We start from the raw sequence: 11,176 nt of genomic DNA on the forward strand, positions 1-11,176 counted from the left end.
TGATTGCACGGCATTGCACGGCGAAGGGCGCAAGCATTCGACAATAAAGCCTTGTGGGATTAGTTTTCCTGCTGACGGATCCGACGCATGGATCGCTGGATCCGGCTGTCTTCCCTCTGCATATCCAACAAGGTGTCCTCGATAAAGGCCAGGTGCTCATGACAAGCTGCCCTGGCCCGCTCCGGAGCCCCCGACAGGATAGCCTCGATCAGATGCGCGCGATGGCGACGGATCTTGGCGACCACTCCCGGACGGCGATTCAGAATTTCGTTATTGCGTAAAATGTTCTGCTCAAGCATGGGGCCCATGGCCCGCAGCAGATGCAGCAGCACCACGTTGTGGGACGCCTCGGCCACCGCCAGATAGAACTGGGTGACGGCAGCGGATTCGCTGACCAGCGAGCCTTGCTGGCCGGCCTCCTCGATGGCGGACTGCACCTGACGGATGCGCTCGAAATCGGCGTCCGTACCCCGTAACGCAGCATAGTAGGCGCAGATGCCTTCCAGTGCGTGGCGAAACTCCAGCAGGTCATACTGGGCTTCCGGGTGAGTGCTGAGCAGCTCGAACAGGGGATCGGCGATCCCTTTGCTCAAGGCGTTTTGTACGTAAGTGCCGCCGCCCTGACGACGATACAAGAGTCCTCTTGCCTCGAGGCGCTGGATGGCTTCGCGCAGCGAGGGGCGCGACACCTGAAACTGGATGGCCAGTTCCCGCTCGGGCGGCAACTTCTGGCCCGGCTGCAAACTGCCTTCCAGAATCATCTGTTCCAGCTCGGCGACAATGGCGTCGGCCAACTTGGGTTGAGTAATCTTGAGATAGGGCATGAGGCTGCTTTGTTAAATTGGTATTACCAATTTCATGAATGGGGCGAAAATTAGCAGAGGGCATAGGAAAAGTCCACCCAAAAGATGATCTGAATCAAGAATCAACCTTGCCACTTAAGGGGTAAAGAGAGGGATTTATGATTTAGCTCATAGAAATTGGTCAGACCAATATTTTTGACATCGCTCACAGGCAACATTTGATCAACAGCCAGAAAAAATGGCCTGCCATAAAGGCAAGCCATTGTTTTAAAAACACAAACTTATTTTTAGAATAATTACTTAAAGTTGAGTGCCTGACGGTAGCGCGGCCATTCGAAACTGTCACCCGGATCCGTCTTGCGCCCCGGCGCTATGTCGCAATGGCCGACGATGCGATCCGCCGTAATAGCGGGGTAATGGCTAGACAAGGTTCGGCTGAGCCCGACCAATGCCTCGTATTGTGCATCCGTGTAGGGCTGCTCATCGGTCCCTTCCAGCTCGATCCCGATGGAAAAGTCGTTGCAGGCCTCTCGCCCCTGCCAACTCGATACTCCCGCATGCCAGGCTCTGGCACCAAACGGCACATATTGCACCAGCTCACCGTCGCGCCGGATCAGGCAGTGCGCCGAGACCCGCAGCTGATAGATTTCGGCAAAATAGGGGTGAGCGTCGGGATCGAGCCGCCCAAGGAAAAGATCATCGATGAAGGGACCGCCAAACTCGCCAGGCGGCAGGCTGATGCCATGCACCACCAGCAGGGAGATATCGCTCGGGGTGGCCCGCTCGTTGTGGTGCGGTGACGGCACCTTGCGGGCTTGCTCACACCAACCGTCTGAATCAATGGAAAAAACTATTTTAGGCTGAGTCATTGTCTACTCGCTCTGCAATGGGATGGCGCATCTGGCAACACTGGACGGGCAACAAGGCGATCTACCTCTCAGGCTCATCGCAGTCGCCTCATGACAACGGGCAACTGTGGTAGGCTGAGCCATCTTCTGCTCGACTCAGGAAAGGATATGCACCCGATGGCACGCCGCTTCTGGTTGCTGGCCTGGCTCTCCCTGATGGGATTGCTGACCTTCTATTTTCATGCCCGCGAACAGCCGTCGGTGACCGCCAGCGGCGACCTGCTGCTCAAGGCTGATGCCAGCGGCCACTATCGTCTGGAGGGTGCCATCAACGGTCAGCCGGTGCAACTGCTGCTCGATACCGGAGCAACCCGCATTACCGTGCCACAACAGGTCGCCGAGCGGCTTGGCCTGACCGCCCGCGGCAGCAGCCAGGTCAATACGGCCGCCGGCTTTATCCGGGTCGGCAACGGCACCATCGAAACGCTGGCGATGGGACCACTGACCTTGTACGATCTGGCCATCTTCATCAATCCGGCAGCGGCTGGCGACGAGGTGCTGGTAGGCATGAACGCCCTCGGCCGGCTGGAGCTGGTTCAAAAGGAGCGGCAGTTGCTGCTCAGACCTTTGCAGGAATAAAAGGCATGCTACAACAGGACATCCGCCGCGCCGTGCGCGCCGCACTACTCGAAGACTTGGGCGATGCCCTCACCGCCCTGGATCAACCGGATGCCAGTGCTGACATCACGGCCCAGCTGATCCCGGCGGATCGCCTCGCCAGCGCCAGGGTCATCACCCGCGAGGCTGGCGTATTTTGCGGCCAGCCCTGGGTCGATGAGGTGTTTGTCCAGCTTGGTGGCGAAGTCAGAGTTGAATGGCTGGTACAAGATGGCGAAGTGCTCTCCCCCAATCAGGAACTGTTTCGCCTGCACGGCCCGGCCCGCGTGTTGCTGACCGGTGAGCGCAATGCCCTCAACTTCGTGCAGACCCTCTCCGGAGTGGCCTCTCTTACCGCTCGCTACGTGGCCAAACTGGCAGATACCGATTGTCGGCTGCTCGATACCCGCAAGACCCTGCCGGGACTGCGCAGCGCCCAGAAGTACGCAGTCACCTGCGGCGGCGGCAAGAACCACAGGATCGGCCTGTTCGACGCTTACCTCATCAAGGAGAACCACATTCTCGCCTGTGGCGGTATTGCTGAAGCAATCAACGAAGCCCGCCGTCTCAACCCGGGTAAACCGGTAGAGGTGGAAGTCGAATCTCTGGTCGAGCTGGAGCAGGCCTTGGCTGCCGGCGCCGACATAGTGATGCTGGATAACTTCGACATTCCCATGATGCGCGAGGCGGTTACCCTCAATCAGAGCCGGGCCAAGCTGGAGGTATCTGGCAATGTCACGCTGGATACCCTGGCGGACTATGCCGCCACCGGCGTCGATTTTATCTCGGTCGGCGCCCTGACCAAGCATGTCCGCGCCCTGGATCTCTCCATGCGATTCATCTAGCCGCAGAGGCATCATCATTCCCCCGTCTTGTCGCTGACATATAACAAGATGAAGGACTTGCAAAAGGCGCCACGGGCGCCTTTTCTTTAAGGCAGGATCCCTCGGCAAAGGAGTGTGAGATGGACCCATCCCCGCCAGTAAAAAAGAGTCGATAGGGACTCTTCATCCATGATTTATATCAAAATTTTCGCAAATGACAGAAAGATTGTTAACAAAGACCCCGGCCTCTGTTGCCAAGTCAAACAGCTCGGATAAGATACTGACGTGTGGATAGTTTTCCACCGGCACTTCCCAGGAACCAAGGACAAAAAGGATATTTGAAATGAAGAAACAATCAGGCTTCACCCTTATCGAATTGATGATCGTCGTCGCGATCGTCGCCATATTGGCTGCAGTTGCGCTGCCGGCTTACCAGACCTATACCCAAAAAGCCAAATTCACCGAAGTTGTATCTGCAACCGGTGCTTTTAAAACTGCAATCGAGGTCTGTTACCAAACTGGCGGTGACATGTCATTGTGTGACCAAAACAGTGGCGGGGGTATTCCATCTGCAGCAGGCACCAGCGGGTATGTTAGTGGTGTGACTGTCGGGGCGGGGGCAGCAAGTGCAGCCCGTATTACTGCAACCGGTGTAGCTCCTGTAGCATACACATATATTCTTGACGGCACAGGTAGTAACGGTCAGGTAACTTGGGCAGTAGTGAGTAGCTCAACCTGCATTGCTGCTGGTGTTTGCTGATATAGCATGACCTCTAGCCCCAATAGCGGCCTGGCGTTAAGCCTGGCCGCCTCTTCCCTGCTCAGTGAGTCCGACTCACAACGCTATCTGAGCCAAGCCAAGGCCCAGCGCAAACCTTTTGTGACCTTTCTGATCGAAAATGAAATACTCGACAGCAAGGCACTGGCTGACTTCTGTGAACTGGAATATGGGGTACCTCTGCTGGATCTTGCCGCCTTCGACCTGGCCGAGATCCCGCAGAAATACCTCAATCAGAAGCTGATTGAAAAACATCACGTCCTCCCTATCTACACCCAAGGGCACACCCTCTATATCGCCATGTCGGATCCCACCAATGTCTCGGCACTGGAGGATTTTGGCTTCAGCTTCGGGTTGCATACCGAGGCGCTGCTGGTCGAGGAGAACAAACTCACCACTGCCATCGGCAAGCTGATGGAGAGCGATCAAGATGCCCTCGGCATGGAGGATATCGACGAGTCCGAGATCTCCGAACTGGAAGTGTCTGACGAGGGGTCACGACTCGACGAAAGCGTCAATACGGCCGACGATGACGCACCGATCGTCAAATACATCAACAAGATCATGATGGATGCCATCAAGCGCGGAGCCTCCGACCTTCACTTCGAGCCCTATGAGACCAAATACCGCATCCGCTTTCGGATAGACGGGATCTTGCATGAAATAGCGACTCCACCGGTCAATCTGGCCAACCGCTTCTCGGCCCGCCTCAAGGTGATGGCACGGCTCGACATCGCCGAGCGGCGACTGCCCCAGGATGGTCGCATCAAGCTCAAGCTCTCGCGCAACAAGTCGATGGATATGCGGGTCAATACCCTGCCCACCATGTGGGGCGAAAAGATCGTTATCCGTCTGCTCGACTCCTCCGCAGCACGCCTCAATATCGAGCAGCTCGGTTTTGACGATCGGCAGAAAGCGCAATACCTGCGTGCCCTCTCGAAGCCTCAGGGTATGATCTTGGTGACCGGCCCTACCGGTTCGGGCAAGACGGTTTCCCTCTATACCGGTCTCAATATTCTCAATACCACCGAGGTCAATATCTCCACAGCCGAAGATCCGGTGGAGATCAACCTGCCCGGCGTCAATCAGGTGCAAGTCAATCCCAAGGCAGGACTGACCTTCGCCAGCGCCCTGCGTTCTTTCTTGCGGCAAGACCCCGATGTGGTCATGGTAGGTGAAATCCGGGATCTGGAGACCGCTGAAATTGCCATCAAGGCCGCCCAGACCGGCCACCTGGTACTATCCACCCTGCACACAAACTCGGCGGCGGAAACGCTGACCCGGATGATGAACATGGGGGTACCCGCCTTCAATATCGCCTCCTCGGTCACCCTGATCATGGCTCAGCGGCTGGCGCGCAAACTGTGCGATCACTGCAAAGCCCCGAAGTGGTACCCGAGGCTGAGCTGCTTGAGCTGGGTTTTACCCAGCAGCAGCTGGCCGCTGGCTTGCGGCTGTTCAAACCGGTTGGCTGCAAAGAGTGCTCGGGTGGCTACAAGGGCCGGGTCGGCATCTACGAAATCATGCTAATGTCTGAAAACATCGCAAAATTGATCATGCAGGGGGCCAACTCTCTGCAGATTGCCGCCATCGCCCAGAAGGAAGGCATGCGTACCTTGCGCACCTCCGGCCTAGAGAAGGCCCGCCTGGGGGTGACCAGTCTGGCGGAGATAAACCGGGTAACAACCAACTGACAGAGTCTATCGCTCAGCCGATTCATCCAGGTGCCGCCGGCCCTGGCGATTTCCATCAGGCCGAGGCTGCTTCTCCTCATGATGAGCAACCCGAGCCCCATTGCAGGACGCAGTGATGGCAACGCTAACCCAGAAACAGAATGCCCCCAAGAAAGTCTTCGCCTTTCGCTGGAGCGGGGTAAATCGCAAGGGCCAGAAGGTCTCCGGCGAATTGCAGGCCGACAGCATCAACACGGTCAAGGCAGAGCTGCGCAAGCAAGGTGTCAACGTCACCAAGGTGAGCAAGAAGAGCCAGGGGCTCTTCTCCAAGGGCGGCGCCAAGATCAAGCCGATGGACATCGCCGTCGTCTCGCGCCAGATCACCACCATGCTGTCAGCCGGCGTACCTCTGGTCCAAAGCCTGCAGATCATCGCTCGCAGCCACGAGAAGGCGGCCATGCGCGAGCTCATGGGCCAGATTGCCGCCGATGTGGAGACCGGCACGCCTATGTCCGAAGCGCTGCGCCGCCATCCCCGCCACTTTGACGATCTCTACTGCGATCTAGTGGAGGCTGGCGAGCAGTCCGGCGCCCTGGAGACCATCTACGATCGCATCGCCACCTATCGCGAGAAATCAGAAGCCCTCAAGTCCAAGATCAAGAAAGCCATGTTCTACCCCACCATGGTCATATTGGTGGCCATTGTCGTTACCTCCATCCTGCTGCTGTTTGTCATTCCCCAGTTCGAGGACATCTTCAAGAGTTTCGGCGCCGAGCTGCCCATCTTCACCCAGTTCGTCATCGGCATCTCCCGTTTCATGCAGAACTGGTGGTACGTGATCTTTGGCGGCATAGCGATCGCCATCTTTCTCTACGTGCGCGCCTGGCGCGCCTCCCAGAAGGTCAAGGACAACACCGACAAGTTCATATTGACCATCCCCGTGGTTGGCATGATATTGCACAAGGCCGCCATGGCCCGTTTCGCCCGCACTCTCTCCACTACCTTCTCCGCCGGCATCCCGCTGGTAGATGCCTTGGTCTCTGCGGCAGGCGCCTCCGGCAACTATGTCTACCGCACTGCCGTCATGGCCATTCGTAACGAGGTGGTGGCCGGCATGCAGATCAACGTGGCCATGCGCACCGTCGATCTGTTCCCGGACATGGTGATCCAGATGGTAATGATCGGCGAGGAGTCTGGCGCCATCGATGATATGCTCTCCAAGGTCGCCACCATCTTCGAACAGGAGGTGGACGATCTGGTCGACGGCCTCACCAGCCTGCTGGAGCCTCTCATCATGGTGGTGTTGGGGGTGCTGGTCGGCGGCATGGTGGTCGCCATGTATCTGCCCATCTTCAAACTGGGATCGGTGATCCACTGATCCCCCATCAATCCGAGACTCAATGTTGCTGATCACTGACGTTTTTCACAGCCTGCCCTGGCTCTATTTCTCGCTGGTATTCCTCTTTTCTCTGATGATCGGCAGTTTTCTCAACGTGGTCATCCATCGCCTGCCCATCATGCTGGAGCGGGAGTGGCAGGCCGAATATCTCGGCTATTTCAATCCGGAAACACAGCCGCAGCAGGAAGAACGCTACAACCTGATGGTACCGCGTTCTGCCTGCCCCCATTGCGGCCACGCAATCACGGCCATAGAGAACATCCCCCTGCTCAGCTGGCTCTGGCTCAAGGGGCGCTGCCGTGAATGCCAGGCCCCCATCTCGGCCCGTTATCCTCTGGTAGAGCTGCTGACGGCCCTGCTCTCGCTGGTCGTCGCCGCAACATACCCACCGGGCTGGGGCTTGCTGGCTGCCTTGCTGCTCACCTGGGTGCTGGTGGCACTCACTTTCATCGATCTGGACAAGATGCTTCTGCCGGACCAGCTGACCCTGCCACTGCTGTGGGGTGGCCTGCTGTTCAATCTGACAGGGGGATTTGCGCCGCTGGCCGATGCGGTGATCGGCGCCATGGCCGGCTATCTGGTACTCTGGAGCCTCTACTGGGCCTTCAAGCTGCTGACCGGCAAGGAAGGGATGGGCTATGGCGACTTCAAGCTGCTGGCGGCGCTGGGTGCTTGGCTCGGCTGGCAGGCACTGCCCATCGTGCTGCTGCTCTCATCGCTGGTTGGCGCTTTCATCGGGATTGGTCTCATCCTGCTGCGCAACCATCATCAGAACAAACCCATCCCCTTCGGTCCCTACCTGGCCATCGCCGGCTGGATCGCGCTGCTGTGGGGCGATACCATCACCCGATGGTACCTCACGACGTTTCTCTGATCAAAGGCAGCACTGACCCATGTATGTAGTCGCAATCACCGGCGGAATTGGCAGCGGCAAGACCACGGTTGCCAATCAATTTGCCGAGCTCGGCATCGAAGTAGTGGATGCGGACGTCATCGCCCGCGAGGTAGTCGAGCCTGGTACCCCGGCCCTCGCCGCCATCGTCGCCCATTTTGGCTCAGAGGTGATCACCCCCGATGGCCAGCTCGATCGACGTCGGCTGCGTGAGCGGGTCTTCACTGACCCGCAGGCCAAGGGCTGGCTCAACGCCCTGCTCCACCCCCTCATTCGCACCGAGATGCAGCGCCAGTGTGCGGCTGCTCGTTCCCCCTATTGCTTGTTGGTAGTGCCCTTGCTGGTGGAAAACCGGCTCACTGCCCTGGCCAATCGGGTACTGGTGATCGACGTGGACGAGGCGACCCAGATTGAACGAACCTGCCGCCGGGACGGCGTGAGCCGCGAGCAGGCCCAAGCCATCCTGGCCGCCCAGGCGAGCCGGGCCGAACGGCTGGCGGCAGCCGACGATGTGCTGGACAACCAGAATGGCACGCCCGAGGCGATAAAGAGCCGAATTTTAGCGCTGCACGAGACATATCTGGCATTTGCCTCTCAACAAGCCCGCCAACTGTGAGTACACTAGGCCGGTTTATGGCTGGCCAGGATTAGGCATGATTTACGATTTTCCCCTCAATGAAAAAAGCCGGACCTATCTTCGTCTGGAGTCCCTGTTTTCCCAGATCCGCGACAATCTGGAGAGCGACCAGTCCTGGGCACATATCGCCTTTTTCAAGGGTCTGTTCGACCTGCAGGAGTTGCTGGAACGCGGCGACCTGCGCGCCGACCTGATCAAGGATCTGGAGCGCCTCGGCCAGCGCCTGAGCCACTGGGCCAGCCTGCCCGATGTCGACCTGGAGCAGATCAGCCAGATGCAACAGGAGAGCGCCCAGCTCTCCCGCAACCTGCTGAGTGCCCCACGTCCCGGTGCCCGCCTCAAAGAGGATCGGCTGCTCGGCTCCATTCGCCAGCGCTTCTCCATTCCGGGCGGGTTGTGCGCCTTCGACGTGCCGCAACTGCACCACTGGCTGGCTACCCCGGCCATCGCCCGTCATCAGCAGATGCAGCTGTGGCTGAGCGACATCAACCTGTTGATGAACGCCATCTCCCTGCTGCTGCGGCTGTGGCGTGAGTCCGGCAACTTCAGCGAGCAGGTTGCCGTCAACGGCTTCTTCCAGGATACCGCCGAGAGCGCCGAGCTGATCCGCATCCGTCTGACCGGCACCCAGCAGTGCTACCCCACCCTGAGCGGCCACAAGAACCGGTTCGCCCTGCGTTTCCTGCCCACCACGGAGCAGCAGATCGGTGATGTTCCCTTCCAGCTTGCCTGCTGCTGAGGAGTATTCATGGTGACCAAAGTAAAGTGCCCGACCTGCCAAACCGAGCTGGAATGGGGTCCGCAAAGTCCGTTTCGCCCGTTCTGCAGCAAGCGCTGCCAGCTGATCGATCTCGGCGAGTGGGCCGACGAGGAGAAGCGGATCCCGGGGGAAATAGACCCGGAGCTGCTGCCCTACCCCGAAGAAGGGGAGCAGTGGCAGTAAGCCAGCAAACAAAAAGGGCCGATACGGCCCTTTTTGTTTTGGTATGCACTGCGATTCACATCAGCCCTGTGCGGTCAGTGATGCCTGCAGGCGCGTCACGATCGGGCCATTGGCGTCGGGGAAGTGATACTCGTGCAGCGAGGCCAGCGGCACCCAGCGACACTCCTGCCCCTCCTTGCCGAACGGCTCGCCGCTGAAGCGGGTCACCTTCCAGATATCCAGCAGTACCTGCTTGTCCGGGTAGTCGTGATGCAGTTCCATGAAGGGGGCGCAATCCTGTACCCGGATCCCGATCTCTTCCCACAGTTCGCGATCCAGCGCGGTAAGCAGATCCTCCCCGGCTTCCACCTTGCCGCCGGGAAACTCCCAGCGATCCCCCTGATGGCGATCGGCGGAGCGCTTGGCGATGAAGATATCGCCCCGTTCGTTCTCGATGACGCCGACCGCCACCCAGATCCGTTTCTTTTGTTCCATCATTGTCCTCAACGTAAACACGGCAAACGGGCAATCCAGGGCGCCAGCCGACGGGCCTGCGGCTCCCTTTGTGCCGTAAAGATATCCTGCCCCACATGTTCGCTCCCGCCAGGGGCGGGCTGCGGCCAGGGAATGGCACCGGGCGGCGTGAAGCAGCGATCGTGCACCAGACAGCTCTGCGAGAGATAACCCCAGAGCCGGTCGCGCAAAAACCATTGGTCGATGTTTGGCGTCTCCATCACATCGGGCTGATAACCTTCGAGCAGGGGCGCCAACGGCGGCAATACGCCGGCCACCCCGCCCCACATCCCCGCCAGCACCAGATCGGTATGACTCCACCAGTCGCGCATGATATGAAACCAGCGCGTCGATGCAAGCCACTCCTGTACCGCCAGCAGCTCGCGCACGCCCGGCACCGAATCCACATCCCGCACCAGGAAGCGCCCCACCAGTGGATCATTGGCCACCTGGAAGCGCCAGCACAGACGCTGACGCAAAGGCTCACCGGCAGACTGCATCATCACCTCGGCGCCGTGTTCCCGCAGGCAAGCCAGCAACTCAGCCGGCACGCTCTCATCCACGTAGAAACGCACCCGCCAGCCCGGGTAGAGATAGGCCGCCGCCAGCACATTGTCGATGGCCCCCCGCAGATAGCGAGGCTCGCTGCCCCACAGGGAAAAAGAGATGACATCCGGCTTGCGACTGCCATCGGCCAACCAGACGGCCGGTTCTGCCACAGGCAATGCCCAGGATGGTGGCGCCTTGCCCGCCGACCGGGCCTTCAGGGTCAATGAGCGGGTTCCCGCCTGGGCAGCCTCATCGTAGCGATCCAGCTTGGCCAACGAGGCGCAGAGGGCGTCCAGCGCATGAAAATCGTCGGGGGCGCGCTGCAGCAGGGTCTGCAAGCGTGCCACTGCCAGCTCGTACTGACCGGCCCGCGACAAGCAAGCGCAGAGGTTGCGCAGCACCTCGTCATTGGCGGGTTCGGCCTTGTGGGCCATCTCCAGCACCTGCGCTGCGGAAGCCGGGTCATCGCACAGAAAGAGGTAATAGGCAAACTGCAGCTGCAAGGCAATCGGCTTGGCCACGCTGCCGTTGAGCCGGGCCAGCAGTTGCTGGATGGCAACCTGGCGCTGGCCCGCCAGCCAGCTGTTGTGGGCAGTAATATCCCATCCTGTCGGCATCTTGCTCATCGCACGGCTCTCCTTCTTTGCCTGCCGGAAATGAATGCACCGCCCGGAGGCGGTG

Annotated in this window: 12 protein-coding genes and 1 pseudogene; 9 read left to right on the forward strand and 4 right to left on the reverse strand. The window is 59.3% G+C overall.

Annotated features, from left to right (window positions below; translation table 11 throughout):
* Nucleotides 1-59 precede the first annotated feature (59 nt).
* Together pdhR and ampD are read right to left on the reverse strand one after the other, a co-directional pair.
* The gene (gene pdhR, locus E5E97_RS02060) at nucleotides 60-824 is read right to left on the reverse strand and encodes a pyruvate dehydrogenase complex transcriptional repressor PdhR (protein ID WP_011707564.1); all 765 of its coding nucleotides are present in this window, start codon (nucleotides 822-824) and stop codon (nucleotides 60-62) included.
* Between the two features lie 275 nt (nucleotides 825-1,099).
* On the reverse strand, nucleotides 1,100-1,672 hold the full coding sequence (gene ampD, locus E5E97_RS02065) for a 1,6-anhydro-N-acetylmuramyl-L-alanine amidase AmpD (protein WP_171279817.1): 573 nt from the start codon (nucleotides 1,670-1,672) through the stop codon (nucleotides 1,100-1,102).
* Between the two features lie 147 nt (nucleotides 1,673-1,819).
* Here ampD and E5E97_RS02070 point away from each other — a divergent pair, with 147 nt between their 5' ends.
* The 9 genes and pseudogenes from E5E97_RS02070 to yacG all read left to right on the forward strand — a co-directional run bounded on the left by E5E97_RS02070 (nucleotide 1,820) and on the right by yacG (nucleotide 9,454).
* A complete protein-coding gene (locus E5E97_RS02070; protein ID WP_171279818.1) occupies nucleotides 1,820-2,290 on the forward strand; it encodes a TIGR02281 family clan AA aspartic protease in 471 nt (156 codons plus the stop codon).
* Between the two features lie 5 nt (nucleotides 2,291-2,295).
* Nucleotides 2,296-3,153, forward strand: coding sequence for a carboxylating nicotinate-nucleotide diphosphorylase (gene nadC / locus E5E97_RS02075; protein ID WP_171279819.1), 858 nt, complete (start codon nucleotides 2,296-2,298; stop codon nucleotides 3,151-3,153).
* A gap of 322 nt (nucleotides 3,154-3,475) precedes the next feature.
* Entirely contained in the window at nucleotides 3,476-3,892 is a 417-nt protein-coding gene (locus tag E5E97_RS02080; protein WP_118882219.1) for a prepilin-type N-terminal cleavage/methylation domain-containing protein, read from the forward strand.
* Between the two features lie 6 nt (nucleotides 3,893-3,898).
* Nucleotides 3,899-5,604: pseudogene (gene tapB / locus E5E97_RS02085) on the forward strand (PilB family type IVa pilus assembly ATPase TapB).
* A gap of 115 nt (nucleotides 5,605-5,719) precedes the next feature.
* The gene (locus E5E97_RS02090) at nucleotides 5,720-6,961 is read left to right on the forward strand and encodes a type II secretion system F family protein (protein WP_118880269.1); all 1,242 of its coding nucleotides are present in this window, start codon (nucleotides 5,720-5,722) and stop codon (nucleotides 6,959-6,961) included.
* 22 nt (nucleotides 6,962-6,983) lie between these two features.
* The gene (locus E5E97_RS02095) at nucleotides 6,984-7,856 is read left to right on the forward strand and encodes an A24 family peptidase (protein WP_118880267.1); all 873 of its coding nucleotides are present in this window, start codon (nucleotides 6,984-6,986) and stop codon (nucleotides 7,854-7,856) included.
* A 19-nt stretch (nucleotides 7,857-7,875) separates the two neighbouring features.
* Complete coding sequence (gene coaE / locus E5E97_RS02100; RefSeq protein WP_118880265.1) at nucleotides 7,876-8,490, forward strand: dephospho-CoA kinase; 615 nt, start codon at nucleotides 7,876-7,878, stop codon at nucleotides 8,488-8,490.
* A 37-nt stretch (nucleotides 8,491-8,527) separates the two neighbouring features.
* Nucleotides 8,528-9,250: a cell division protein ZapD gene (gene zapD / locus E5E97_RS02105; protein WP_024945431.1), complete on the forward strand. Its 723-nt coding sequence runs from the start codon at nucleotides 8,528-8,530 to the stop codon at nucleotides 9,248-9,250.
* Nucleotides 9,251-9,259: 9 nt separating this feature from the next.
* Entirely contained in the window at nucleotides 9,260-9,454 is a 195-nt protein-coding gene (yacG, locus tag E5E97_RS02110; protein ID WP_005305661.1) for a DNA gyrase inhibitor YacG, read from the forward strand.
* A 60-nt stretch (nucleotides 9,455-9,514) separates the two neighbouring features.
* Here the strand turns inward: yacG and mutT are convergent, their stop codons facing one another.
* Both mutT and E5E97_RS02120 read right to left on the reverse strand, forming a co-directional pair.
* Entirely contained in the window at nucleotides 9,515-9,928 is a 414-nt protein-coding gene (mutT, locus tag E5E97_RS02115; protein ID WP_171279820.1) for an 8-oxo-dGTP diphosphatase MutT, read from the reverse strand.
* A gap of 8 nt (nucleotides 9,929-9,936) precedes the next feature.
* Nucleotides 9,937-11,121 (reverse strand): tetratricopeptide repeat protein, encoded by a 1,185-nt coding sequence (locus tag E5E97_RS02120; protein WP_171279821.1) that lies wholly within the window; start codon nucleotides 11,119-11,121, stop codon nucleotides 9,937-9,939.
* Between the last annotated feature and the right edge of the window lie 55 nt (nucleotides 11,122-11,176).

The organism is Aeromonas sp. 2692-1 (assembly GCF_013085505.1).
GTDB lineage: Bacteria > Pseudomonadota > Gammaproteobacteria > Enterobacterales > Aeromonadaceae > Aeromonas > Aeromonas hydrophila.

Coding starts and splice junctions, on each gene's coding strand:
- coaE (WP_118880265.1), top strand. CDS start 7,876: ATGTATGTAGTCGCAATCACCGGCGGAATTGGCAGCGGCAAGACCACG.
- pdhR (WP_011707564.1), bottom strand. CDS start 824: ATGCCCTATCTCAAGATTACTCAACCCAAGTTGGCCGACGCCATTGTC.
- zapD (WP_024945431.1), top strand. CDS start 8,528: ATGATTTACGATTTTCCCCTCAATGAAAAAAGCCGGACCTATCTTCGT.
- E5E97_RS02080 (WP_118882219.1), top strand. CDS start 3,476: ATGAAGAAACAATCAGGCTTCACCCTTATCGAATTGATGATCGTCGTC.
- ampD (WP_171279817.1), bottom strand. CDS start 1,672: ATGACTCAGCCTAAAATAGTTTTTTCCATTGATTCAGACGGTTGGTGT.
- yacG (WP_005305661.1), top strand. CDS start 9,260: ATGGTGACCAAAGTAAAGTGCCCGACCTGCCAAACCGAGCTGGAATGG.
- E5E97_RS02090 (WP_118880269.1), top strand. CDS start 5,720: ATGGCAACGCTAACCCAGAAACAGAATGCCCCCAAGAAAGTCTTCGCC.
- mutT (WP_171279820.1), bottom strand. CDS start 9,928: ATGGAACAAAAGAAACGGATCTGGGTGGCGGTCGGCGTCATCGAGAAC.
- E5E97_RS02095 (WP_118880267.1), top strand. CDS start 6,984: ATGTTGCTGATCACTGACGTTTTTCACAGCCTGCCCTGGCTCTATTTC.
- E5E97_RS02120 (WP_171279821.1), bottom strand. CDS start 11,121: ATGAGCAAGATGCCGACAGGATGGGATATTACTGCCCACAACAGCTGG.
- E5E97_RS02070 (WP_171279818.1), top strand. CDS start 1,820: ATGCACCCGATGGCACGCCGCTTCTGGTTGCTGGCCTGGCTCTCCCTG.
- nadC (WP_171279819.1), top strand. CDS start 2,296: ATGCTACAACAGGACATCCGCCGCGCCGTGCGCGCCGCACTACTCGAA.